24 protein-coding genes are annotated in these 22602 nt (G+C 71.2%); 8 read left to right on the forward strand and 16 right to left on the reverse strand.

The genetic code is table 11. From position 1 onward, the window contains the following. Positions 1-47: 47 nt before the first annotated feature. Positions 48-392: a DUF397 domain-containing protein gene (locus tag HDA43_RS08370; protein ID WP_179819167.1), complete on the reverse strand. Its 345-nt coding sequence runs from the start codon at positions 390-392 to the stop codon at positions 48-50. Positions 393-413: 21 nt separating this feature from the next. Beyond that, positions 414-1268: a helix-turn-helix domain-containing protein gene (locus HDA43_RS08375; RefSeq protein ID WP_179819168.1), complete on the reverse strand. Its 855-nt coding sequence runs from the start codon at positions 1266-1268 to the stop codon at positions 414-416. 195 nt (positions 1269-1463) lie between these two features. On the opposite strand from HDA43_RS08375, the gene HDA43_RS08380 reads away from it, so the two are divergent. Together HDA43_RS08380 and HDA43_RS08385 are read left to right on the forward strand one after the other, a co-directional pair. Beyond that, positions 1464-1781 carry a hypothetical protein gene (locus HDA43_RS08380; RefSeq protein WP_179819169.1) on the forward strand — a complete coding sequence of 106 codons (318 nt, stop codon included), beginning with the start codon at positions 1464-1466 and terminating at the stop codon, positions 1779-1781. Beyond that, positions 1778-2197: an ATP-binding protein gene (locus HDA43_RS08385; protein WP_179819170.1), complete on the forward strand. Its 420-nt coding sequence runs from the start codon at positions 1778-1780 to the stop codon at positions 2195-2197. The genes HDA43_RS08380 and HDA43_RS08385 overlap by 4 nt, the downstream gene beginning before the upstream one ends. Positions 2198-2346: 149 nt before the next feature. Here HDA43_RS08385 and HDA43_RS08390 read toward each other — a convergent pair whose 3' ends face one another. Continuing rightward, positions 2347-3816 carry an MFS transporter gene (locus HDA43_RS08390; RefSeq protein WP_179819171.1) on the reverse strand — a complete coding sequence of 490 codons (1470 nt, stop codon included), beginning with the start codon at positions 3814-3816 and terminating at the stop codon, positions 2347-2349. Between the two features lie 124 nt (positions 3817-3940). Here HDA43_RS08390 and HDA43_RS08395 point away from each other — a divergent pair, with 124 nt between their 5' ends. Beyond that, a complete protein-coding gene (locus tag HDA43_RS08395; protein ID WP_179819172.1) occupies positions 3941-4618 on the forward strand; it encodes a TetR/AcrR family transcriptional regulator in 678 nt (225 codons plus the stop codon). A 525-nt stretch (positions 4619-5143) separates the two neighbouring features. Beyond that, complete coding sequence (locus HDA43_RS08400; protein WP_179819173.1) at positions 5144-5713, forward strand: hypothetical protein; 570 nt, start codon at positions 5144-5146, stop codon at positions 5711-5713. 324 nt (positions 5714-6037) lie between these two features. On the opposite strand, the gene HDA43_RS08405 is transcribed toward HDA43_RS08400, so the two are convergent. After that, positions 6038-6856, reverse strand: a complete 819-nt coding sequence (locus HDA43_RS08405; protein ID WP_179819174.1) for an MBL fold metallo-hydrolase — start codon at positions 6854-6856, stop codon at positions 6038-6040. A 112-nt stretch (positions 6857-6968) separates the two neighbouring features. On the opposite strand from HDA43_RS08405, the gene HDA43_RS08410 reads away from it, so the two are divergent. Next, the gene (locus tag HDA43_RS08410) at positions 6969-7577 is read left to right on the forward strand and encodes a helix-turn-helix domain-containing protein (protein ID WP_179819175.1); all 609 of its coding nucleotides are present in this window, start codon (positions 6969-6971) and stop codon (positions 7575-7577) included. A 163-nt stretch (positions 7578-7740) separates the two neighbouring features. On the opposite strand, the gene HDA43_RS08415 is transcribed toward HDA43_RS08410, so the two are convergent. The 5 genes from HDA43_RS08415 to clpS all read right to left on the reverse strand — a co-directional run bounded on the left by HDA43_RS08415 (position 7741) and on the right by clpS (position 11057). Then, positions 7741-8688 carry a PLP-dependent cysteine synthase family protein gene (locus HDA43_RS08415; RefSeq protein WP_179819176.1) on the reverse strand — a complete coding sequence of 316 codons (948 nt, stop codon included), beginning with the start codon at positions 8686-8688 and terminating at the stop codon, positions 7741-7743. Positions 8689-8848: 160 nt separating this feature from the next. Continuing rightward, positions 8849-9127 carry a MoaD/ThiS family protein gene (locus tag HDA43_RS08420; RefSeq protein ID WP_179819177.1) on the reverse strand — a complete coding sequence of 93 codons (279 nt, stop codon included), beginning with the start codon at positions 9125-9127 and terminating at the stop codon, positions 8849-8851. A 414-nt stretch (positions 9128-9541) separates the two neighbouring features. Further along, positions 9542-9958, reverse strand: coding sequence for a M67 family metallopeptidase (locus tag HDA43_RS08425; RefSeq protein WP_179819178.1), 417 nt, complete (start codon positions 9956-9958; stop codon positions 9542-9544). Positions 9959-10124: 166 nt separating this feature from the next. Next, the gene (locus HDA43_RS08430; RefSeq protein WP_179819179.1) at positions 10125-10655 is read right to left on the reverse strand and encodes a DUF2017 domain-containing protein; all 531 of its coding nucleotides are present in this window, start codon (positions 10653-10655) and stop codon (positions 10125-10127) included. A 132-nt stretch (positions 10656-10787) separates the two neighbouring features. Then, positions 10788-11057, reverse strand: a complete 270-nt coding sequence (gene clpS / locus HDA43_RS08435; RefSeq protein ID WP_246424236.1) for an ATP-dependent Clp protease adapter ClpS — start codon at positions 11055-11057, stop codon at positions 10788-10790. 57 nt (positions 11058-11114) lie between these two features. On the opposite strand from clpS, the gene HDA43_RS08440 reads away from it, so the two are divergent. The 3 genes from HDA43_RS08440 (at position 11115) to HDA43_RS08450 (ending at position 13724) form a co-directional block, all read left to right on the forward strand. Beyond that, positions 11115-12404 (forward strand): nicotinate phosphoribosyltransferase, encoded by a 1290-nt coding sequence (locus HDA43_RS08440; RefSeq protein WP_179819181.1) that lies wholly within the window; start codon positions 11115-11117, stop codon positions 12402-12404. Between the two features lie 4 nt (positions 12405-12408). Then, complete coding sequence (locus tag HDA43_RS08445; RefSeq protein WP_179819182.1) at positions 12409-12981, forward strand: isochorismatase family protein; 573 nt, start codon at positions 12409-12411, stop codon at positions 12979-12981. A 125-nt stretch (positions 12982-13106) separates the two neighbouring features. Continuing rightward, positions 13107-13724, forward strand: a complete 618-nt coding sequence (locus HDA43_RS08450; protein ID WP_179819183.1) for a hypothetical protein — start codon at positions 13107-13109, stop codon at positions 13722-13724. 105 nt (positions 13725-13829) lie between these two features. Here the strand turns inward: HDA43_RS08450 and HDA43_RS08455 are convergent, their stop codons facing one another. The 7 genes from HDA43_RS08455 to HDA43_RS08490 form a co-directional block, all read right to left on the reverse strand. Next, positions 13830-15578 carry a DEAD/DEAH box helicase gene (locus tag HDA43_RS08455; RefSeq protein WP_179819184.1) on the reverse strand — a complete coding sequence of 583 codons (1749 nt, stop codon included), beginning with the start codon at positions 15576-15578 and terminating at the stop codon, positions 13830-13832. Between the two features lie 111 nt (positions 15579-15689). Continuing rightward, positions 15690-16523, reverse strand: coding sequence for a hypothetical protein (locus tag HDA43_RS08460; RefSeq protein WP_179817689.1), 834 nt, complete (start codon positions 16521-16523; stop codon positions 15690-15692). Between the two features lie 610 nt (positions 16524-17133). Then, complete coding sequence (locus tag HDA43_RS08470) at positions 17134-18525, reverse strand: MFS transporter (RefSeq protein ID WP_179819186.1); 1392 nt, start codon at positions 18523-18525, stop codon at positions 17134-17136. 76 nt (positions 18526-18601) lie between these two features. Then, entirely contained in the window at positions 18602-19633 is a 1032-nt protein-coding gene (locus HDA43_RS08475) for a zinc metalloprotease (protein WP_179819187.1), read from the reverse strand. 92 nt (positions 19634-19725) lie between these two features. Next, on the reverse strand, positions 19726-19977 hold the full coding sequence (locus HDA43_RS08480) for a DUF3039 domain-containing protein (RefSeq protein ID WP_179819188.1): 252 nt from the start codon (positions 19975-19977) through the stop codon (positions 19726-19728). A 45-nt stretch (positions 19978-20022) separates the two neighbouring features. Continuing rightward, complete coding sequence (locus tag HDA43_RS08485) at positions 20023-20832, reverse strand: L,D-transpeptidase family protein (protein WP_179819189.1); 810 nt, start codon at positions 20830-20832, stop codon at positions 20023-20025. A gap of 141 nt (positions 20833-20973) precedes the next feature. Continuing rightward, positions 20974-22566 carry a DHA2 family efflux MFS transporter permease subunit gene (locus HDA43_RS08490; RefSeq protein ID WP_179819190.1) on the reverse strand — a complete coding sequence of 531 codons (1593 nt, stop codon included), beginning with the start codon at positions 22564-22566 and terminating at the stop codon, positions 20974-20976. Between the last annotated feature and the right edge of the window lie 36 nt (positions 22567-22602).

The raw sequence follows: 22602 nt of genomic DNA on the forward strand, positions 1-22602 counted from the left end.
CTGCCACCGGTACATGGTGGGTCGTCGAGGCATGATCGCTCAGTCGATCAGACCAGCGCGTCGAGTCCGCCGCTCTTGATGGCGGAGAGGAAGGCGTTCCACCCAGTTGGAGGGAAAGAGAGCACGGGGCCGTCAGGGTCCTTGGAGTCACGGACCAGGAAGAGACGGTCGGGTTGGGCCTCGATGGACGAGGTGCCGCGAACGACCTCCATGCACTGGCCGCCGGTGGTGTCACTCCCGGTCGTCTGCTGCCAGGCCGCTACCTCGACGCAGTTCGAACCGTTTCCGCTGATAGAGCTCTTGCGCCAGACGCCGACTTCAACGCAATTTTGGCCGGCACCACTAAGAGAGCTCTTACGCCATACGACAGAGGAGAAGCTGGTTTCCGACATTCTGCACTCCCGTCACGGCAGCTAACCGAGCCGAGCAGCCATCTCCTCAATGAGAGTCCGAGAGGCGTCCGGCGCCAAAGCCTGAGCACGAAGGTGGTCAAAAGCAACTGTATATCGATAGATATCCCCTTCCTGCTCTACGTAGATGCTGTCCGTCAGGTTCTCCAGGAAAACGACGTCCGGATCAGCGGGCTCAGGAAACTGAAGGATCTCAAATGCCCCACTCGTACCTGGGTGAGCCCCGACCGTGAACGGCAGGACCTGCAGCGTGACGTTGGGCGTCTCCATCAGGCCGAGGAGCCGTTCGAGTTGGGAGCGCATCACAGAAGGCCCGCCGACGGTTCGGCTGATGACCGCCTCATCAATGATCGTCCAAAGACGCAAGGGCTCGGTTTTCGTCAGGAGTGCCTGCCGGGCCATGCGGATCTCGATACGACGCTCCATCTCTCCAGGTGGCGCGAGAACGAATCCGGCGCGGATGACGGCGCGAGCGTAGTCCTCGGTCTGGAGAAGACCGGGCATGACGATGGGCGCGAAGCTTCGCAGCGAAACAGCCTCGGCTTCCAGTCCGATGTAAGCGGCGTACTCACTGGAAAGGTCGTCGTAAGCCTGCCACCAGCCCTTCTTGCGGGCGTCTCGGGTCAGCCGAAGAAGCTCCTCGCGCTTGGAGCCGTTGACTCCATAGAGGCCAAGAAGACTTTCGACGTCCTTGGGGACCACACCCACCCGGGATGTCTCGATCCGCGAGAGCTTGGTCGCGGACCAGCCGAGCCGCTCTCCCACCTCTTCCAGCGTCAACTGAGCGCGTTCACGAAGGTGACGAAGCTCGGCGGCCAGACGTCGCCTCCGCACCGTGGGACCCCCGGGTTGCATCATCGATGCCCTCCCTCCGATCGCCGCTAACAGTAGCGGCTCGTTGACCGACAGTGCTGGAGATTATTGAGAAGCAAATTTGCTCTTCCAGTAGCGCCGATGTCGCCGCCCATACATGCTCTTCGTACACAACACGTGACTCTTCGTAGAAGTAGATGTCACACCCAGCGGCTATGCGATCCAGGGAGGGCAGACGGCATGAGGATGAACGATCCCCAGGAGGGAAGCGGGCGGCTGGTGGAGTTGGCCTGGGAGTTGAACGATCTCGGGTTCGACTCCATCGTCCGCCTCCCGCCCGGCCGCAGGCCCAGCATGGAGGTCTTCCTCCCGCTCGGCAGACCCAGGCCCGTCACAGCCCAGCACGGCCGTACCGTGACCTTCACCTGGCCCGGCGTCCCCGACCGGTGGACCCGCAGCCGACCGGACCACGACGAGCCGGATGACCTCCTGCCGGACCCGGCACGGCGAAGCCGGATGCGTGAGCTGGCCGCACGGCTAGCCGAGGTTGTTCGGTGAGGGTTTTAGGACTGCTCGGGCAGGTCGAGCTGCCCGCTGAGGTCGCCGCCGTCCCCCGGATGCGCCGCTACGTCCGCGACCTGCTGGACGACACCGAGCACCCTCACACCGACGACGCGCTCCTCCTCGTCACCGAGCTGGTGACGAACTCCGTACGGCACTCCGACTCCGGCCGCGTCCCCGGCGGGCGGGTCATCGTTGCCGTCGCCAACCACGCTGGAACGCTCCACATCGACGTCATCGACGCCGGATCCGAGGGGTGCCGCCCCGCCCTGCGCCCGGACATCGACGGCGACGGCAGCGGCGGGCGCGGCCTGTGGCTGGTCCAGGAGCTGGCCACCGCCTGGGGCTGGTACGAGACCGCCGCCGGCCGCGTCGTCTGGTTCCAGCTCTCCGCCCACCGGCCGCCGTTCTGAGGAGCACCGCGAAACCCCTTGCGAACGGTTTCCGGCGGGCGAAGATCATCCCCATGATGCGGTTCGCATCCCTGATCGCCAGGGCGCGGCCGGTAGGGTTCGCTCCTCCGCGAATCTCACGAAGACACCGCCCGAGGGCTTCGGCCGCGTCATCGACGGTCGTTGCCGGCCGTGGGAATGTCCGTGCGGGTGACAGGCGGGGCCGACGGTGCCGGGTGAGGGAGCAGGAAGCAGGCCAGCAGTGCCACGGCGAACAGGGCGAGGCCGATGAGCAGGCTGATCTGTGTGGCGCCGGCGAAGTCGCCGTCGGCGGCCAGGCGGCTGAAGAAGGCGGTGCCGACGGTGGCCGGTCCTGCGGCCATGCCGAGCTGCACCACGGTGTTGACCACGCCGGATGCGGCACCGGCGTCGGCCGCGTCCGCCCCGGTGAGCGTGATCAGCATCAGCGAGGACGCGCCGAGGCCCAGGCCCGCGCCGTAGAGGAGGACGGGGAGAGCCATCTGCCAGGGTGTGAGGTCGGTTCCGTATCGCGTCACCACGGCGATCATCGAGGCGGTGCCGGCCAGCAGCAGCGTCAGGCCGATCATGGGCAGCCTGCGGCCCAGGTTGGGGGCCATCGGCATGCCGATTCCGTTGCCGGCCACGATCCCCACGGTCGCCGGCAGCATGGTCAGGGCCGTCTTCAACGGCGAGTAGTGCAGCCCGTTCTGCAGGTGCAGCGTCAGCACGAAGAACGCGCCCATTCCGCAGTAGAAGATCAGCATGACGAGGATGCCGACCGACATGGCCCGGCTGTGGAACAGGCCGGGACGGATCAGCGGTTCGCGTCCGCGCCGCTGCCGGGCCCGCTGCTGCGCGACCAGGATCACAAGGAGCGGGATCGCGGCGGCCATCAGCAGGAAGACCCAGGTCGGCCAGCCCAGCTCACGCCCCTGTACCAGCGGGTAGAGCACGGCGAGCAGCGCGGCGGCCAGCACGAGCACGCCGGGCAGGTCGGCGCCGCCCCGGCCGGGGCGGCGGGGCGCCGGCATGACGAGCGCGGCGCCGACGGCGGCGGCCAGGGCGATGGGCACGTTGATGAAGAAGATGGTCCGCCAATGCCAGCCGAACAGGTCGGCCTGGGTGAGCAGGCCCCCGAGCAGCGGGCCGGCGAGGCCGCCGATCGGGAAGGTCATGCCGTAGAACCCCATCGCCCTGCCCTGCTCGGCCGCGGAGAACTCGGTGTGGATGAACGACAGCACCTGCGGCACCATCAGACCGGCGAACACGCCCTGCGCGACGCGGGCCGCCAGCAGTACCGCGACGCCCGGCGCGATGCCCGCGGCGAGTGAGGCGACGCCGAAGCCGGCCGTACCCAGCACGAACAGCGTTCGGTGGCCGAAGCGGTCGCCGAGGCGGCCGCCGGTGATCAGGGTGAGGGCGAACGCCAGCGTGTAGCCGGTCGCGGTCCACTGCAGCGCCGAGGGTTGCGCGTCCAGGTCGCGCTGGATGGTCGGCAGCGCGATGTTCACGATCTGGTTGTCCACCATGTCCATGAACACCGCGGTCAGCAACAGGGCGAGCGCCGCCCAGCGGCCCTGGTACGGCGCGGCCGGTCGTGTCGGTGGTTCCCTTGTCATCTCATCGCCTCCCTGCTTGATCGGACCAGAAAGTATGTTCTTGTCAAGCAGTGTCATTTACATGCATGACGCTGTCAACCATTCATATGATTAAGTTCTATGGCCGGATGGCAGAATGGTGGCCATGACCACAGAACGCCGGGCAGAGGACGAGGCCACGAAGGGGCGGCGGTCGACGAGGCGGACCCCGGCTCCGCACGAGCGGCAGCGCGACCCCGAGCGCACCAAGGCGCGCATCCTCGACGCAGCGATCGAGGAGTTCTCCGCCAAGGGCTTCGCCGGTGCCCGGGTGTCCGAGATCGCCGCGCGCGCCGGCGTGAACCAGCAGCTCATCGCGTACTACTTCGACGGCAAGGACGGCCTGTACCGGGAGATCGGCCGGCGGTGGCGTGCCTACGAGGCGCAGGCGTTCCCCGACGACATGGACTTCGCCGAGTTGATGAAGCGCTACGTGCGGGTGAGCGTCGACACCCGTCTCGGCGGACGCCTCCTCGCATGGGAGGGCCTCGCCGACACCGGCGAGGATGACGAGGAGGTGCAAGAACGCAACGCCCGGCTTCGGCACGAGGTGGAGTTGATCCGCGAGCGCCAGCGGGCCGGTGAGCTCGACGACCGGTTCGACCCGGCCGCACTGCTGCTCATCGGAATGAGCGCGGCGAACGCCTTGGCGATCTACCCGCAACTGGCGCGCGGCCTGTTCGGCGCCGACGGCAGCTCACCCGAGCTGGTCGAGCACTACGCCGAGCAGCTCGGCCGGCTGATCGGCCGCCTCGGCGGCAGCGGCTCCGGCCACCCCGGCTAGCGCGCGGCGCTTCGCCTTGGGCTGCTCACACCGGACGACATGAGTTGAGTGCTCATTCCGCCGAAGACCTCGCTTCATCGAAGGGCGGCACCTGCCCTGGCTGACAGCTCAGAGGAGCGGCGGGAACAGCCGATCCGGCCACAACACGCGCGGGGCGGAGTCGGGGGTCTCCGCAGCGCCGGCATGCCGGGCTTGCACCATGGCAGACCCGGCACCGGAGCCTGGACGCGACGGGTTCGAGCCCCAGACCCGGAGCCGGCCCTCCAGGCGCCCCTCGGCCTCATCCAGGGTGCCCTCGTAGGCGTCGGTGGACAGGTACTTCCGGCCGCCGTAGGCCACCACGAAAACGATGTCGGCCCGCTCCCCATCTTGACGGCCTTCCCAGGGGTACGACCGCAGAGATCCTCCACCTAAGCAGCGCATTTGAACAGGTCACCCGGCATGCCGCCCGTCTCCTCCGAACACTCCGCCCACTATCGGCGAACCAGGGGCGGAGAGCACACCGATCCCTTACGGTGACGGATCGTGAACAGTGAGTCACGCGCGTACGTGGACGAGTCCATGCGCGTTGGTGCGGGCCTCTACGTGCTGGCATCCGTGATCGTCCCCAGTCGCCGAGCCGACATGTATCGGACGGCTCTCCGCGCGTTGCTCCTTTCCAAGCAACCCCGTCTGCACTGGCGCGACGAAAAGCCGAAACGTCGGCATGAGATCGTTCACGCGCTCACCGAGCCGCCGCTCGAAGTGATCGCGGTCGTGGGAACGGACATGCCGTCATCGAAGCAGAAGCGCGCACGGCGCAAGTGCATCGATCGCCTCTACTGGCGGCTGTCTCAGCGAGGTCTCTACCACGTGGCCATGGAAAGGCGCGGCCCTGCGAACGACAGGGAGGATCTCGACATGGTGAACGCCCTGCGCGCGCAGAACGTGCTGCCTGACGAGATGCGCGTCGAGTGGTGCGACCCTCTGAGCGAGGAACTGCTCTGGCTTCCCGACATCCTCGCGGGCGTCATCGCGTCGGCGATCGCAGGTGAGGCAGATCTGATGGCGGCCTTGAGAGCCGAGCTGGTCATCGATCGACTGTGCTGTGATTGACCGGGAAAGCGCGAAGCCCGGGGTCCCGTCAGTTCCGGCGGTAAACCCGGGCTCACTTCCTCTCCCCCTAGCAGGGGGCGGCATCCCGATAGTACCCCGTTCCAGCCAACTCACGCACGCTTTCCGTTGCCATACGGCAACGGACTGTGTCCGGCTCAGAGCCGGCCTTCAGTCGCTCCCATCCTCGTCGAGGTTGTCCTCCTGAACACGGCCACCGATCCGTCCGGGGTCGGGATCAGGGTGCTTCGCGGTCCGCAGCAACCACCCCGAGGCGGAAGCCATACCGGAAGGCCGGGGACGCGGCCCGTACAGGACCAGGCTCGATCAGCCGATCGGTGGTGCGAGGTACTCCAGCGCGTAACCATCGCCGGAGGCGGTCACACGGGCGATGCCGGGTGAGTCGAGGTGGGCGCCGGCTACGAAGTGATGCGGCCGGGTCAGTTGTTCGAGGAGGGCCGCTCGCGCGGCGCGGGCCTGGGACTGGTCGCCGTCGAGCTCCCAGGACACGTTCGGCTGATCGAATTGGAGCGTGGGAACGTGAACGGTGTCGCCCCAGACGAGAAGGTGGCCGGCGCCGCTCCTGACCTCGTAGACGGTGTGACCGGGTGTGTGGCCCGGTGTCGGGAGCGCGGTGGCCCAGTCGTTGATCGCGACCTTCTCCGACACGGACACGACCCGGTCGCGGATCGGCTCGAGCCGTCCGGTGAACACCGAGGTGTCGCCCGCGCCGATCCACACGCGCTCGAGCTTGGTGAACGCCTCTGAGCCGTCCGGCGCGATCAGGCCGCTCACGTGGTCTTCGTGCTTGTGGGTGATGGCCACATCGGTGATTTGCGCGCGGTCGATTCCCGCTTCGTCGAGCGCGTCATAGATCAACCCCATGGTGGGGTCATGCCAGACGTTGGACGCGCCGGTGTCGATGAGAACCGACCGCGTGCCGTCGGTGACGAAGAAGGCGTTGACCGACAGCCGCAAGTTGTCGCCGGCCAGCGGGACGGCGGCCGGCAGCTCATCGAGCGTGCACCCATCCTCGTCGCGGAGCCGTGTCGGCGGCATGTCGATGTACCCGTCTCGCAACGAGATCACCTGCAGATCGCCGAATTCAAACGTGGCATGGTGCCGGCCACTCGAGACCAAACGCATGGAACCTCCGTCGCATTGAGCGCACATCGCGCCTCTCCGATAGAAGACCTTATCTTCTTTAGAAGAAACCGTACACTGTGGGCGGCGAGGTACTCATCGATCGAGGAGCACGGTGGTCAAGCAAGACGGAAACGCGGCCGGACTACAGCACGGTGACGACCTGGCCGGCGCGTTCGGCGGTAACGTGCGGCGACGCCGCGAGGAGGCGGGCCTGACGCTGGAGCAGCTGTCCACACAGTCGTCGGTCAGCCGGGCGATGCTGTCCAAGGTCGAACGCGGTGAGAAGAGCCCGACGATCGGCGTCGCGTCCAGGATCGCCCACGCGCTCGACACGTCGCTCTCGGATCTGATCGGTGCGCCGGCTGCCGCCGCGTCCGGTGTGGCCGTTGTCATGCGCAAGAACGATCGCCCCGTTTTCCGTGACCCGGAAACCGGCTTCGAGCGGCACATCGTGTCAGCGGCCCCGGGCGCGGGAGGAGCCGAGATGGTCGTTCACCACCTCCCCGCGCAGGTCTCTACCGGGCTGCTGCCCGCATATCCGCCGGGTACGGAGAAACAACTCGTGGTGCTCGAAGGCACCCTCACCGTCGCGATCGGCGGGATCAACGAGACCCTGAACAGGGGCGACTCCCTGTTCTTCCAGGCCGACGCGGACCACGGCTTCGCCAACCGAACGAGTGCTCCCTGCGAATACATCATGGTCATCTCGCGCAGAACCTGATCGGCCGCGGCTTGCGGGCCTGGGCAAAGCCGGACAGGGCGAAGGCGGCTGAATGACCGTCCGGCCCGCAGGGCGTCCCGTTCGTACCGCACACCGGCCTCAAGCTCGGCTGTGCCCTGATCTGTCGGCGCCGCCCGCCCATTGCGTCAGGAGCTCTAAGGCGTCAGGCCCAGAGCTGGCCCTCCAGGCGTTCCTCGGCCTCGTCCAAGGTGCCCTCATAAGCGCCGGTGGACAGGTACTTCCAGCCGCCGTCGGCCACCACGAACACGATGTCGGCCCGCTCCCCCGCCTTGACGGCCTTGGCCGCCATGCCGAGCGCGGCGTGCAGGGCGGCGCCGGTGGAGACCCCGGCGAAGATGCCCTCGGTGGCCAGCAGCTCCCTGGTACGGCGCAGCGCGTCGCCGGAGGAGACCGAGAAGCGGGTGGTCAGCACCTCGGGGTCGTACAGCTCGGGGATGAAGCCCTCGTCGACGTTGCGCAGGCCGTACACCAGCTCGCCGTAGCGGGGCTCGGCGGCGACGATCCTGATGTCGGGGACGCGCTCGCGCAGGAAGCGGCCGACGCCCATGAGGGTGCCGGTGGTGCCCAGGCCCGCGACGAAGTGGGTGACGGTCGGCAGGTCGGCGAGGATCTCCGGACCGGTCGTCTCGTAGTGGGAACGCCAGTTGGCCGGGTTGCCGTACTGGTAGAGCATCACCCAGTCGGGGTGCTCGGCGGCCAGGCCCTTGGCCACCCGGACCGCCTCGTTGGAGCCGCCGGCCGCCGGGGAGGAGATGATCTCCGCGCCCCACATGCGCAGGAGCTGGCGGCGCTCCTCGGAGGTGTTCTCCGGCATCACGCAGATCAGCCGGTAACCCTTGAGCTTGGCCGACATGGCCAGCGAGATGCCGGTGTTGCCGCTGGTGGGCTCCAGGATCGTGCAGCCGGGCTTGAGCAGCCCGTCCTTCTCGGCCTGCTCGATCATCCACAGCGCCGGACGGTCCTTGATCGAACCGGTCGGGTTGCGGTCCTCCAGCTTGGCCCAGACCCGCACGTCCTCCGAGGGGGACAGCCGGGGCAGGCCGACCATCGGGGTGCGGCCGACCGAGTCGATCAGTGAGTCAAAGCGCATGGTGCGTGCTTCCGCGTCGTCCTTCGTGGCGTCCCGGCGCCGGCCGCCCTCGGGGGCGCGGCGGGACCTGGAGAGTGGCGCGTCACCGGCCCGCCGGAGGGCCGGTGACGGCGGAGGGCCGTGTGGATCCCCGCTGCGGCGAGGACCCACGAGGCAGGGCCTAGCGGGCGCCGCCGGCCACGGCGGGCAGCACGGTGACGGTGTCGCCGTCGGAGACCGGGGTCTCCAGGCCGCCCAGGAAGCGGACGTCCTCGTCGTTGAGGTAGACGTTCACGAAGCGGCGCAGCGCGCCCTTGTCGACCAGGCGGTCCCGCAGCCCGGGGTGCCGGGTCTCCAGGTCGCCGATCAGCTCCTCAAGCGTCGCGCCCTTGGCGTCGACGGCCTTGGCGCCGTCGGTGTAGGTGCGCAGGATGGTCGGAATGCGAACCTCGATGGCCATCGCGGGTCAATCTCCTTGTGTCGTCATGAGAGTGCCGCCCTCCGGATCAGAACACCGGCGGGCACGGGGGGATTCCGGGAAGGGTTTCGGGAGGGCTCCGAGAAGCCGTGACTCAACGACAGTCGTAGACGACGACGATGGGAGTGTGCGCGAAGAGGTAGGTCTGTACGGGCGCCAGGCCCTCGTGCCGGGCCCGCGCGCGGGGACGTGACAGCATGTCGGTCCTCCTGGCTCGGGTCGATGGTCGGCGTGGTCAGTTTACCGAAAAGGATGATTACGCCCTATGCCGGTGTCCATCGGTGAGCGTCGATCCGCGCTCCGGGCAAGGGCACCCCCATGGCGCCGGGGTCCGGCCGGTCCGCGGCTCGCGGGAGCGAATCCGCGCCCGTACGGCGGGCACCCGTGCGGCGCGGGTCACGCCGGGATGATCTTCACCTCTTCCTCCTCCACCACGCCCTCGATGATCCGGTAGGAGCGGAACTCCACGTCCTCCCCCAGTTCCTCACGGGTGGAGACCAGCACGTAGTGGGCGCCGGGCTCGGAGGCGTAGCTGAGGTCGGTGCGCGAGGGGTACGCCTCGGTCGAGGTGTGGGAGTGGTAGATGATCACCGGCTCCTCGTCGCGGTCGTCCATCTCCCGCCAGACGCGGAACTGCTCCATCGAGTCGAAGCGGTAGAAGGTGGGCGACCGCTCGGCGTTCTCCATCGGGACGAACCGCTCGGGAGTGTCGGAACCGGCCGGACCGGCGACCACCCCGCACGCCTCGTCCGGGTGGTCGGCCCGGGCGTGGGCGATGATCTTGTCAACCAGTTCCCGCGAGATCGTGAGCATGCCTGGAAGGTACCAGAGCGTCCGGGAAGAGCCGCGTCGTGACCTGGGGAGGGAACCCGGGACACCCCGGACCTGCCCGGGTGGGCCGAAGCCCGGGAGGCGCCGTGGCAAGGGACCCAGGACACCCGGGACGGGCCCCAGGTTCGAAAGGAGGACCCGCGGCGCGTCAGAGGGCGCGGACCAGGGTGTCCTGCAGGTAGGTCAGCCAGTCGTAGGTGACGTACGCCGGATACCGGGGGTCGTCCTCGGTGAGCCCGGCGAACTCCTCGTGGACGTCCTCGGTCACCTCCAGGCGGGTGCCGAGCGCCAGCCGTACGTCGTTCAGGGCGCGCAGCCACGAGTGGGCCTGCTCGCGGGTGAGGTCGACCCGGCCCGGCGCGGCGCTGTCGAGCATGGCCTGCGCGTCGGCCCGCTTGCCGTCGCGCAGGGTCGCCTCGGTGTAGCGGCGGAACTCGGCGGCCTCCCCGTCGTCCTCGTACGCCGAGGGGAACAGCCGGGCCAGCACCGGGTCGCCGGGCGGCTCGGCCGGGCCGGAGGGCCCGATGCCGAGGGCGCGCTCCAGGGGGTCGTCGCCGGTCTGCGCCGGCTCGATCAGGTCGAGGATCTGGGCCGCGAGCGAGCGCAGGATCGAGACCTCGGCGTCCTCGAAGACGGCGATCACCCCGCCCTCGCGTCCCCGTTTGAACCCCGAACTCACCGGCCGCCCACCACCTTCACTCGCCTGCCCTCACTCGTCCGCCGTCGCCCGCCGCCGGGCGGCCCCGCGACGGGTCACCCGGGGAACCCGGCTCCGGAGCCCCGGACCGGGAGGACCTCCACGCGGCGCGGCTCACGAGTCGTGCTGCACCGTGGCCCACAGGCCGTAGGAGTGCATGATCTGCGCGTCGCGCTCCATCTCCTCGCGGGTGCCGCTGGAGACCACGGCCCTGCCCTTCTGATGCACGTCGAGCATGAGCTTCTCGGCCTTCTCCCGTGAGTAGCCGAAGACGGTCTGGAAGACGTACGTGACATAGGACATGAGGTTGACCGGGTCGTTCCAGACGACGGTCACCCATGGCAGGTCGGGCCGGACGTCCGACTCCGGACGCTCGACCTCCATCGGAGCGATGCCACCCACAGGAACAGTCTGCCCTACCGCCCCCATAGTCTTCGAATCGTGAGTACTTCCACGAGCAGTGCGTTGCTGACCGACCACTACGAGCTGACGATGTTGCAGGCGGCACTGCGCAGCGGGGCGGCGTCACGCCGCGCGGTGTTCGAGGTCTTCGCCCGGCAGCTGCCCGGCGGACGGCGGTACGGCGTGGTCGCCGGGATCGGCCGGGTGCTCGACGCGGTGGAGGACTTCCGGTTCGGCGACGAGGAGCTCGCGTTCCTCCGTGACAACCAGGTGGTGGACGAGCCGACCCTCGACTTCCTGGCCGGCTACCGCTTCTCCGGCGACCTGTACGGCTACCGCGAGGGCGAGTGCTACTTCCCCGGCTCACCCATCGTGACCGTCGAGGGCACGTTCGCCGAGGCCGTGCTGCTGGAGACGGTGATCCTGTCGATCCTCAACCACGACAGCGCGATCGCCACCGCCGCCGCCCGGATGGTCCGCGCCGCGGCCGGGCGGCCCATCATCGAGATGGGCTCGCGCCGTACCCACGAGATGTCCGCGGTCGCCGCCGCGCGCGCCGCCTACCTCAGCGGCTTCTCCTCCACCTCCAACCTGATGGCCGGCCACCTGTACGGCGTGCCGACCGCCGGGACCGCGGCCCACGCTTTCACGCTGCTCCACGACTCCGAGCGGGGCGCCTTCCAGGCGCAGATCGCCTCGCTCGGCGCGGGCACCACGCTGCTGGTGGACACCTACGACGTCGCCGAGGCGGTGCGGACCGGCGTGGAGCTGGCCGGTCCCGAGCTGGGCGCGGTGCGGCTCGACTCCGGAGACCTGTGCGAGGTCGCGACGGAGGTGCGCGAGCAGCTCGACGCGCTGGGCGCGCACAAGACCCGGATCATCGTCACCAGCGACCTCGACGAGTACGCCATCGCGGCGCTGGCCTCTGCCCCGGTGGACGGCTACGGCGTCGGGACCTCCCTGGTCACCGGCTCGGGGGTGCCGACGGCCGCGATGGTGTACAAGCTCGTCGCCCGCGAGGACGCCTCCGGGGTCCTCGCGCCGGTGGCGAAGCGGTCGGTGGGCAAGCCCAGCCGCGGGGGCCGCAAGTGCGCCTTCCGGCGGCTCGACGAGTCCGGCACGGCGGACGCCGAGCTGGTCGTCACCTCCGGGCGGGAGCCCTCCGGCGCCCGACCGCTCCAGGTCCCGCTGGTGCGCGGCGGTGAGGTCGTCGGCCGGGAGAGCCTGGAGGCGTCACGCGCCTGGCACCGCGAGGCCATGGCCGAGCTGCCCGCGGCCGCCCATCATCTTTCCCGGGGCGACGCCGCGCTCCCGACCGTGTTTGACTAGCTTCGTGACGAATGCACTGATCATCGTCGATGTCCAGAACGACTTCTGCGAGGGCGGCAGCCTGGCGGTGAGCGGCGGGGCGGAGGTGGCCGCCGCCATCTCGCGGCACGCCGCCGCCCACCGCTACGACCACGTGGTGGCCACCCGTGACTTCCACGTGGATCCCGGCCCCCACTTCGCCGCCGAACCCGACTACGTCGACTCCTGGCCCGCGCACTGCGTGGCCGGGACGCCGGGGGCGGAGTTCCATCCGGCGCTCGACGACTCCCTGGCCGAGGAGGTGTTCAGCAAGGGCGCCCACGCCGCCGCCTACAGCGGCTTCGAGGGAGCCGCGCCCGACGGCACCCCCCTGGGCCGCTGGCTCGCCGACCGCGGCGTGGACTCGGTGGACGTGGTCGGCATCGCCACCGACCACTGCGTGCGCGCCACGGCGCTGGACGCGGCGGCGGGCGGCCTGGCCGTACGGGTGCTGCTCGACCTGACCGCGGGGGTGGCCCGGCCGACCACCGACGCGGCGCTGGCCCGGCTGCGCGCCGCGGGGGTCGTGCTCAGCGGCGAGCCGGTGGTCCGCGCCTGAGCGGGTGCGGCCGGTGATCCGTTCGTAAAGGACGGTCACGGAACGTCCAAGGCGGACACCGCCGACCGCGGCAGGAGTATCACGGAGAGCGGAAGCGCTCTTCGATCTCACGGTGGTGTCCGCCCATGCTGCTGCTCGGTGTCTCCTGGCTGGTCCTGGCCCCCCTGTCCCTGTGGCTGCTGGTGCGCGGCCGGGGCTCGGCCCGAGCCGGGGCGGTGCTCGCGCTGGCCGGGCTGGAGGCGGCCACCGTCTGGGTCAGCGGCGGCGGCCCGGGGATGATCGGGCCCCGGGACACCGTGGCCGTGGCCGCGGCCGGGCACGCGATCGCCCCGGGCACGGCCGGGCCCGGAGCCGTCGCCGAGCACGGAAACGCGGCGGCCCGCCCGGGGACGACCGCCCCGGCGCGTTCCGCCGCGCCCTGCGCCGCCCGGCCCGTCGTGCCGGAGCGCGCGGCGCTGGTCCGCCGCGCGGGTGAGCCGCGTGCGCTGCGGCTGTTCTGGCCGGCCTCGGCGGACGAGTGCCGCACCGCCGCCGTGCTGCTGCGCCGGGAGGGCCGCGAGGTGCGGATCTGGCTGCACGGGGGCGCCATGGAGCACCGCCCGGCCCGCGCCAGGACCGTCCCGGTGACCGTGTCGGACGGCGTCGCCTCCGTGCGGGCGCGCCTGACACCGCCGCCGGTCCGGGGCGACCTCCGGACGGTGGACGGCCGCAGCGGCCTCCTCATCACCCTCGACCGGGCCTGACCGCCGAGGCCGGGCGGGCCCGAGCCGGGAACGGCCGGTCCGGGGTCAGGGCGAGCCCGCACCGGGGACGCCGGGGATCCCGGGGACGAGCACCGGGCCGGCGGGTCAGCGGCGCTGGGTGGCCCACTGGCGGATCCGGTCGATCCGCTCCTGGACCTGCTCGGCGGTGGCCTGCGCGATGGCCGGGCCGCCGCAGGCCCGGCGCAGCTCGGCGTGGATGACGCCGTGCGGCTGGCCGGTGCGGTGGTTCCACGCCCCCACCAGGCCGTTGAGCTCGCGCCGCAGCTCGGCGATCCGCTCGTGCGGGGCGAGCTCCGTCTCCTTGGGCTCGGGCTCCTTGCGCTTGGCCCTGAGCTGGTCGGACTGGCGCTTGCTCAGCAGGGTCCGCACCTGGTCGGGCTCCAGCAGGCCGGGCAGGCCGAGGAAGTCCTCCTCCTCGGGCGAACCGGGCTCGGCGCCGGTGCCGAACTCACCGCCGTCGAACAGCACCCGGTCGAAGGTGGCGACCGCCTCCAGGGTCTCGAACGGCAGCTCGTCACCGAGGACGTCGGGGTTGTCCTTCTTGCGCTGCGCGTCCTCCAGGAGGAAGTCGTCGAGCCCCTCCTCCGCCGGCTTGCGGTCGAGGACGTGGTCGCGCTCGGCCTCCATCTCCCCGGCCAGGCCCATCAGCGTGGGCACCGAGGGCAGGAACACCGACGCGGTCTCCCCCCGCTTTCTCGCCCGGACGAAACGGCCGACGGCCTGGGCGAAGAACAGCGGGGTCGAGGTGCTGGTGGCGTACACCCCGACCGCCAGGCGGGGGATGTCGACGCCCTCGGAGACCATCCGGACCGCGACCAGCCAGCGGTCCTGCGAGACGGAGAACAGCTTGATCTTCTTGGACGCGTCGGGGTCGTCGGACAGCACGACCGTGGCGCCCTCGCCGGTGATCGAGCGGATGTGCCGGGCGTAGGCGCGGGCCGTCTCGTGGTCGGTGGCGATGACCAGGCCGCCCGCGTCGGGAACGCCCCGGCGCACCTCGGTCAGCCGCCGGTCGGCCGCGTGGAGCACCTGCCGGATCCAGTCGCCCTTGGGGTCGAGCGCGGCCTTCCACGCCTGGCCGAGCTGGTCCTTGGTGAGCGGGGTGCCGAGCGTCGCGGCGATCTCGTCGCCGGCGCGGGTCCGCCAGCGCATCTCGCCGGCGTAGGCGAGGAAGATCACCGGGCGGACCACGCCGTCGGCCAGCGCCGGGCCGTAGCCGTAGGAGTAGTCGGAGAGGCTGCGCCGGACGCCCTCGCCGTCCTCGGCGTAGGTGACGAACGGGATGGGGTTGACGTCGGACCGGAACGGCGTGCCGGTCAGCGCCAGGCGGCGCGCGGCCGGCTCGAACGCCTCGCGCACGCCGTCGCCCCAGGACTTCGCGTCGCCCGCGTGGTGGATCTCGTCGAAGATGACGAGGGTCTTGCGGGCCTCGGTGCGCGCGCGGTGCAGCGCCGGGTGCATCGAGACCTGGGCGTAGGTGACGGCCACCCCGATGTAGTCGCGCGAGGTCGCGCCCTGGCTGTTCTTGAACTCGGGGTCGATGGGGATGCCGACCCTGCCCGCGGCGTCCGCCCACTGCCTCTTGAGGTGCTCGGTGGGTGTGACGATCGTCACAGCCCGGACGATCCCCCGTGACAGCAGGTCGCTCGCGATGCGCAGCGCGAAGGTGGTCTTGCCGGCGCCGGGCGTGGCGACCGCGAGGAAGTCGCGCGGCGCGCGGCGGCAGTAGAGGTCGAACGCCTCCTGCTGCCAGGCACGGAGCTTCGGCGCGGTGCCCCAGGCTGCGCGGTCGGGGTACGAGGGGGACAGGTGGGATGCGGCGGAAGTGCTCACAGTGTCCCCAGCGTAATCTGAGTCGCCGGCAGGACGTGCCGATCCGGTGAGATGCTCGCCAATATCGCCTCCGGGTGCTAAAGGACTTCGGACACCGTACGGTGCCGCCCCCTAGCGGATTCCGGCCACCACCGTGTCGAGTTCGGCGCGCGTCCGGGGGTCGTCCGGCTGGGCTGCGGCGAGCACGACCACCGGCGGCCCCGTCTGGCCCGTGAGGAACACCACACGCAGGTAGGCCGGGCGGTTGACCACGTCGCGGTACTCCGCCCGGAGGGTGCGGCTGTAGCCCGTCCGCCCGCCCACGGTGACCTCCCGGTCCTCGACGACCTTCACCTCGTCGCCGTGCAGCAGCAGCCTGCCGTACAGATCGGCGAGCCGGACCGTCTCCTTGCGCGCGTCGGTCACCGGATCGGCCGGCCTGGTCAGCACCGTCACCAGCCCGTCCCGGCCGGCCACGGAGGTGAACCCGGTGACCGGCGGCGGCCCGCCCGTCCGCCAGCCCTCGGGCAGCGGGTAGCGCACGCCCGCGGCGGGGTCGCTCACCGCGGCGGGTCCCGGGGACGACGGCAGGGTCCGCAGCAGGAGTGCGGCCCCCCACGCGACGGCCCCGCCGGCGACCAGTACGGCCAGCAGCCCGAGCAGGACGCGGCGCAGCGGGCCGGAGACACGGGCGGGGGCGGGGGCCGCGGGCGCGCCGTACCAGCGGGCCGAGGGGGGCAGGTCGTCCTCCTTCGGCACCCCGGCGAGCCCGCCGTACCGGCGGGCCGGGGCGGGGAGGTCCTCCTCCTTCGGCATGCCCGCGTGCCGTGCCCGGCGGGGCCGGGCGGGCGGAGGCGGAGGCGCGGGCTCCTCGGCGATCCGGGCCCGCTCCCCGGCGAACCGGACGTCCTCGGCGGGCCTGGCACGGTGCTGGCCTCGCCGCCCGCGCTCCTCGGGCGGCCACACCCGGCTGTCACCACCGGAGTCCCTGGAACCCCGGGAACTCCCGGTGCTCTCGGAATCCCTGGAACCCTCGGAACCCCCGCGCCCCGCGGAGTTCCCGGAGCCTCGGGCGCCCCCGGCGTCCCGAGGCGGCCGGGAATCCCTGGCGTCGCGGGCCTCGCGAGAGCCCCGTAACCCCCGGAACATCCGGAACCCCCGGAACCCCGGGGGGTCGTGGTCGTCCGGTGTCCAGAACTCCTCGAAGTCGCGGGGCGCCCCCAGCCCGAGCCGGGGGCGGGGGGACTCCGCGGGCTGCGAAGACCCTTCGGGTTCCTCCGGGGGGTGCGGGCGTCCGCCGGACTCCTCCGGCTGCGACGCCCGGCGAGGCCGTTCGCCCACGACGACTCCCTCCGGTGGTCACGGTCATCCCCGTCCTACCATGCCTTCCGGACGGCGATCAGGCCATAGACCGATCAGGAACCGCCGCGCTCTTTCGCGGCCTTTCCGGATGCCCGCGTGACCCGGACGGTGGTCCGCACGGCGGGCCGGACGTGTGCCGGTAAGAGTCATCGGCGCGAGGGCCCGCCGGGAGGAGTCACGGACGGGCGGCGGCCCCTGGGAGGGACAGTCGCGGTCAGGAGGCGGGCTCGCGCATGCGGGTGGCGATGATCGCGCCGAGCAGCCCCACGGCCGCCGTCAGGACGACGATCATGGTGTATCCGGTGCGGATGTCGTCGTGGCCGATCAGGTTGATCAGGACGCCGCCGAAACCGATCATGAGCGCGCTGCCCAGGGTGTCGACGACCTGGAGGGCGGCGGAGTTCGCCCCCTGCTCCTCGTCGGGGGACTGGCGCATCGCGGTGACGTTGACGCTCGCCGTGCCGATGCCCATGCCGAACCCGGCGATGATCCACGCGGGCACGTCGATCCAGCCGGTGACGCCCGGCACCAGCGACAGCAGGGTCAGCAGGATGCCGACGGTGACCGCGGCGGAGGCGATCCGCACCAGCAGGGCGCGGTCGTAGTCTCGGCGGCTCTGCAGGTAGGAGCCGGTGGACCAGCCCAGCGCGCCGGTGGTGAGGGCGATCCCGGCCTCGGTGACGTTGAAGCCGCGCACCGAGGTGAGCGCCAGCGGGATGAAGGAGTTGACCCCGAAGAACGCCGAGGACAGCAGGCCGCGCATCATGATCGTGGTGGGCAGGCCGCGGCCGAACCGCAGCGCTCCCACGGGCAGCAGCCGGGGCAGGCCCGCGGCCAGCCCGGCCAGGCCCGCGACGGCGGCGACGCCGCCGACGACCGGGGCGGTGTGCAGACGGTCCACGCCGTACAGCAGCACGCCGGCGCCGACGGCGGTGGCCGCCGCCGACAGGGTCATCGCCAGCGGCCGGGAGCGGGGGCCGGTGGCGGGCACGGGCGCCGGCCCCCCGCCGGTGCGCAGCGCGGGCAGCAGCATCAGCATGGCGGGGACCACCAGCGGCACGATGCCGTAGAAGACCCAGCGCCAGCCGAACAACTCGGCGATGACGCCGCCGACGCTCGGCCCGATCAGCGCGGGCAACACCCAGGCCGCCGACAGCGCGGCGAACACCTTGGGCCGGACCACCGGGGGGTAGACCCGGGCGATCATCACGTACGTCGCCACGATGGTCGCGCCGCCGCCCATGCCCTGTACGGCGCGGGCCACGATGAACAACTCCTTGGAGCCGGCCGCGCCGGCCAGGGCCATGCCCACCACGAACAGGCCGACGCCGAGGAGGAACGGCGCCGCGTGCCCCCGCCGGTCGGACCACAGCCCCGCGACGACGTTGGCGAACAGGCCGGCGATGAGGAAGGCGGAGAAGCTCATGCCGTACAGGTCGAGCGCGTGGAGGTCTGCGGAGACGGCCGGCATGACCGCGCCGACGGACATGCCCTCGAACGCGATGAGCGTGACGACGAGGAGGATGCCGAGTGAGGCGGTGCGGTGTTCGGGGCCGAAGATACGAGGGGGTTCGTACGGAGTCTCAACCGTCTTCGGTACTGTCACCTGACAAGGGTAGTGTCCGGCTCCGCGAGCGGCGTCCGCCGGTACGCCGTGCCCGGCCTGGGCCCGGTGGCCGCGTCTACTCGCGCGGCGTCTCAGGTCCCGGCCCCGCGGGCGGCGCCTGCCGGTAGGCCGTCCACATCTCCTGCATCCTGGTCGCCTGGCCCTCGGTGAACCCCGACATGCACCGGTCGTGGGCGTAGTCCATGAAGTTGTGCACCGGGTCCGCGCCGTCGCCGGCGCAGGTGTCCTTGTGCACCGGGCAGCCCTGGGTGGGCAGTCCCTCGGACGGGGTGTCGTCGATGGTGTCGCCCAGCGGCAGGCAGCCGTTCTCGAAGGTGTGCAGCAGCCCGAGCCAGTGGCCGATCTCGTGGACCCCGGTGAAGCCGCGGCCGAAGTTGCGCAGCGACCCGCCCGGCAGGGTGCGCCAGTCGAGGACCACGCCGTCGCCCGCGGGGTCGCCGGCGTACCAGTAGGGGTAGGTCGAGTAGCCCAGCACCAGCCGGCCGAGCTGGGCGACGTAGAGGTTGAGGGTCTCCTGACCGCCCCGGCGCATCCGCTCCAGCGTCTCCGGGCGGCCCAGGGGGTCGCGGAACAGCACGGGGTCCTCGACGCGGGTCAGGCCGTCGAGGCGGAACCTGATCCCGGTGTCGGCCCCGCCGTACCGGCCGCCGTAGGCGGCGTTGAGCGTGGCGACCTGGGCGCGCACCGCGTCGTCGGGCGCGCCGAGGGAGCCGGCGGTGATGACGTGCGCCCAGACGGGCACCGTGACGGGGGTCCAGCTCAGGCCCGCCGGGCGCGGCAGCCTCGCCTGGCGTGCCCGCAGGTCGGCCAGCATCTCCTCGGCCTGGACCCGTCCGGAGCCGTTCGGCCCGGCGGGCGCGCCGGGGAACGGCGCCCGCACGCCGGGGTACGGTGCCCGCGCCCACGCGGCCCCGGCCCGCGCGCCGGAGAGCGACGCCCGTACGGCCGGCGGGCCGGGGAGCGGAGCCCCCGCGGTCTCGGCGCACCGGGCCGGCCCGGCCACCGCGGACGGCCGCGACGGCACGCCGGGAGCGGAGCCCGCCGCCGACACGCACATCACGAGAACGGCGATCGCGCGCCGAGCCATGCACTCCCCCGACAGGTCACCCCGGCCGGTCGTTCGCCGCCGGGCGACATCCGACCTTAGCCTGGGCCGCGGCGATCAGCCGCGAGCAACACTCACTCGCCGCCGGAGTCGTCGCCCTTGGGGAGGCCCTCGTAGATCTCCTTGCACTCGGGGCAGACCGGGAACTTCTGCGGGTCGCGGTTGGGCACCCAGACCTTGCCGCAGAGCGCGCGCACGGGGGTGCCGCTCAGCGCGCTCTCCATGATCTTGTTCTTCTCGACGTAGTGGGCGAACCGCTCGTGGTCGCCGTCACCGTGCGAGAGATTCGGCCGGACGTCGCTCTCAGGGAGAATCTTCGTGCTCACCTTGCAGAGTTTATGCCCGCATCCGGCCGGTCGCCGCTGCGACGCTCACCGGCGGGGCGCGGGTTCCGCCGTCCGCCGCTCCGGCGCGGACCGGCGGACGTGGACCGGCTCCCCCGGCTGCGCCAGGCGGAAGAGCGGCACGGCGTTGTGCAGCGGTATGCGGGCGCAGCCGTGGGAGGCGGGGTAGCGCGGGACGAGCGTGGAGCCGTGGATGGCGATGCCGCCGTTGAAGTAGACGGGGTAGTACATCGCGCCGAGGTAGCCCATCGACCAGCCGCGTACCCGCTTCCCCACCCGGAAGTCGCCGGTCGGGGTGTCGGCGAACCCGCAGTGGCCGCGTTCGCAGTAGGACCGCTCCGCTCCGGTGGACACGTGGCTGACCAGCACGGGCCTGTCGTGCCGCCAGACGGTGAGGAGCTGGCGGCGCAGGTCGATCTCCACCCTGGACGGCTCCCCGTCGAGCACCAGCGGTCTGATCCGCGCCGGGCGGACCAGCGCCTCCCAGGTGGGGGTGTCGACGCGGTCCACCGGGCGCATGCCGTTGGCCTTCTGGAACGCCCACACGGCCGTGCGCATCCCGGAGTCGTAGACGGGGGTGGGCGGGCCCGCGTTGAACCCCAGCTCGTTGAGCCGCTTCTTCACCGCGACGATCTCCCTGCCGGGGCCGGCGCGGTCACCGACCTCCTTGCCGGGGCCGGCGCGGTCACCGAACCGGAGGACGGGCGGTCCCGGCGGAGGGACCCCGCGGGAGTCCCGGGGCGGCACGGCCCCGGCGCGAGCCGGACCGGTGGCGAGGATCATCGTGGAAACGGTGATCAGCGCTGCGATCCCGAAACAGTGGTTGATCGTTCTCATGTCTGACGTCTAACCGTTCATGGGAACCCCCAACCCCCTTCCCGATTGCGTCACCGCAGCTCAGAGCCGCGAAACGGGTACGGCTCCCACCCCGGCGGGCGGGAGCCGCACCCGGGCGGGAGCCGCATCGGGCCCGGTGGGTCAGCCCATGTGGATCGGGGCGTCGGCGGTCTTGCGGCCCGCCCTGACGAACAGGGCGAACACCGCGGCGAGGACCGCGACCGCCGTGCTGACCGTGAAGCCGAGGTGCATGCCGTCCAGGAAGGACAGGTGCGAGACGTCGGCGATGCCCTGGACGACCTGCTCGGGAATGCCGGGCATCTGCTGGGCGGTGGGCGCGTTGCCGTACTGGGCCAGTGCCTTCAACGGCTCGGCCTGTGCGGGCGGCAGCGCCGGGAGCTTGGCGTCGGCCCAGTGCTGCGGGTAGACGTCGGCGACCCGGGCCGAGACGATCGCGCCGAGGATCGCGGTGCCGAGCGCGCCGCCGACCTGCATGGCCGACTGCTGGACGCCGCCGGCGACGCCGCTGAGCTCCTCGGGCGAGTTGCCGACGATGATCTCGGTGGCTCCGACGAAGACCGGCGAGAGCCCGAAGGCCAGCAGCACGAACGGGATCGCGCTGTCGATGAAGGCGGCGTCGAGGCTGAGCCGCGACAGCAGGAACATCGCCAGGGCGGTGACGAGCATGCCGCCCGAGATCGTCACCCGGGGTCCCAGCTTGCCGATCAGCACCGCGGCGAGCGGCGAGGCGAAGATCATTCCGGCGCTCATCGGCAGCATGCGCAGGCCCGAGTCCATGGGCGAGAGCCCGTGCACGCCCTGGAAGAAGAACGTCAGGAAGAACATCGCGCCGAACATGGAGAACGCGACCAGCACCATCAGGCCGGTGCCGATGGAGACCGAGGCGTTGCCGAAGAGGCTGAGCGGCACCAGCGGCTCGGCGGCGCGCGACTGCCACCACACGAACGTGGCGCCGATCACCACGGTGGCGGCCAGGAAGGCGATGGTCAGCGGGTCGCCCCAGCCCCACTCGGGGGCCTTGATGATGGCCCAGACCAGGGAGAACATCGTGAGCGACAGCAGCACGACGCCCAGCCAGTCGACCTTGGACAGGGTCTGCGCCCTGCTCTCGACGAGCGCCCACAGGCCCACGGCCAGGGCGACGGCGCCGACCGGGACGTTGATGAAGAAGACCGACTGCCAGCTCACGTGCTCGACGAGCAGGCCGCCGACGATCGGGCCGGCGGCGCTGGACAGGCCGATGATGCCGCCCCAGGCGCCCATCGCCGTCTTCAGCCGCTCACCGGGGAAGGCGACGCGCAGCAGCGCGAGCGCGGCGGGCTGCAGCATCGCGCCGAACAGGCCCTGGAGCACGCGCAGCGCGATCAGCATGCCGACCGAGGAGCTGAGGCCGATCGCGAGCGAGGAGAGCGCGAAGCCGCCGACCCCGACCAGGAAGATCATCTTGTGCCCGAACAGGTCACCGAGCTTGCCGGCGGTGATCAGGAACACCGCGAGGGCGAGCAGGTAGCCGCTGGTCACCCACTGCAGGTCGGCGAGGGACGCCTTCAGGTCCGTGGCGATCACCGGGTTGGCGATGGCGACGACGGTGCCGTCGAGCATCACCATGATCACGCCGAGCGATACCGCGAGGAGGGTGAGCCATGGATGTCGCTGTTCCGGCGATGGACCGGTTTCCGGCGACGGCGCGGTCACCGTCTTGGCTTCTGCCATGAGAACTCCCCCTTGGGCTCGGCCGCCCCGGATGAG

Source organism: Streptosporangium sandarakinum (assembly GCF_013409935.1).
Taxonomy (GTDB): Bacteria; Actinomycetota; Actinomycetes; order Streptosporangiales; family Streptosporangiaceae; genus Streptosporangium; species Streptosporangium nondiastaticum.

Excerpts from the sequence above, each read along its gene's own strand:
- HDA43_RS08370 (WP_179819167.1), bottom strand. The coding sequence starts at position 392 with ATGTCGGAAACCAGCTTCTCCTCTGTCGTATGGCGTAAGAGCTCTCTT.
- HDA43_RS08375 (WP_179819168.1), bottom strand. The coding sequence starts at position 1,268 with ATGATGCAACCCGGGGGTCCCACGGTGCGGAGGCGACGTCTGGCCGCC.
- HDA43_RS08380 (WP_179819169.1), top strand. The coding sequence starts at position 1,464 with ATGAGGATGAACGATCCCCAGGAGGGAAGCGGGCGGCTGGTGGAGTTG.
- HDA43_RS08390 (WP_179819171.1), bottom strand. The coding sequence starts at position 3,816 with ATGACAAGGGAACCACCGACACGACCGGCCGCGCCGTACCAGGGCCGC.
- HDA43_RS08395 (WP_179819172.1), top strand. The coding sequence starts at position 3,941 with ATGACCACAGAACGCCGGGCAGAGGACGAGGCCACGAAGGGGCGGCGG.
- HDA43_RS08405 (WP_179819174.1), bottom strand. The coding sequence starts at position 6,856 with ATGCGTTTGGTCTCGAGTGGCCGGCACCATGCCACGTTTGAATTCGGC.
- HDA43_RS08415 (WP_179819176.1), bottom strand. The coding sequence starts at position 8,688 with ATGCGCTTTGACTCACTGATCGACTCGGTCGGCCGCACCCCGATGGTC.
- HDA43_RS08420 (WP_179819177.1), bottom strand. The coding sequence starts at position 9,127 with ATGGCCATCGAGGTTCGCATTCCGACCATCCTGCGCACCTACACCGAC.
- HDA43_RS08425 (WP_179819178.1), bottom strand. The coding sequence starts at position 9,958 with ATGCTCACGATCTCGCGGGAACTGGTTGACAAGATCATCGCCCACGCC.
- clpS (WP_246424236.1), bottom strand. The coding sequence starts at position 11,057 with ATGGAGGTCGAGCGTCCGGAGTCGGACGTCCGGCCCGACCTGCCATGG.
- HDA43_RS08450 (WP_179819183.1), top strand. The coding sequence starts at position 13,107 with ATGCTGCTGCTCGGTGTCTCCTGGCTGGTCCTGGCCCCCCTGTCCCTG.
- HDA43_RS08475 (WP_179819187.1), bottom strand. The coding sequence starts at position 19,633 with ATGGCTCGGCGCGCGATCGCCGTTCTCGTGATGTGCGTGTCGGCGGCG.
- HDA43_RS08485 (WP_179819189.1), bottom strand. The coding sequence starts at position 20,832 with ATGAGAACGATCAACCACTGTTTCGGGATCGCAGCGCTGATCACCGTT.
- HDA43_RS08490 (WP_179819190.1), bottom strand. The coding sequence starts at position 22,566 with ATGGCAGAAGCCAAGACGGTGACCGCGCCGTCGCCGGAAACCGGTCCA.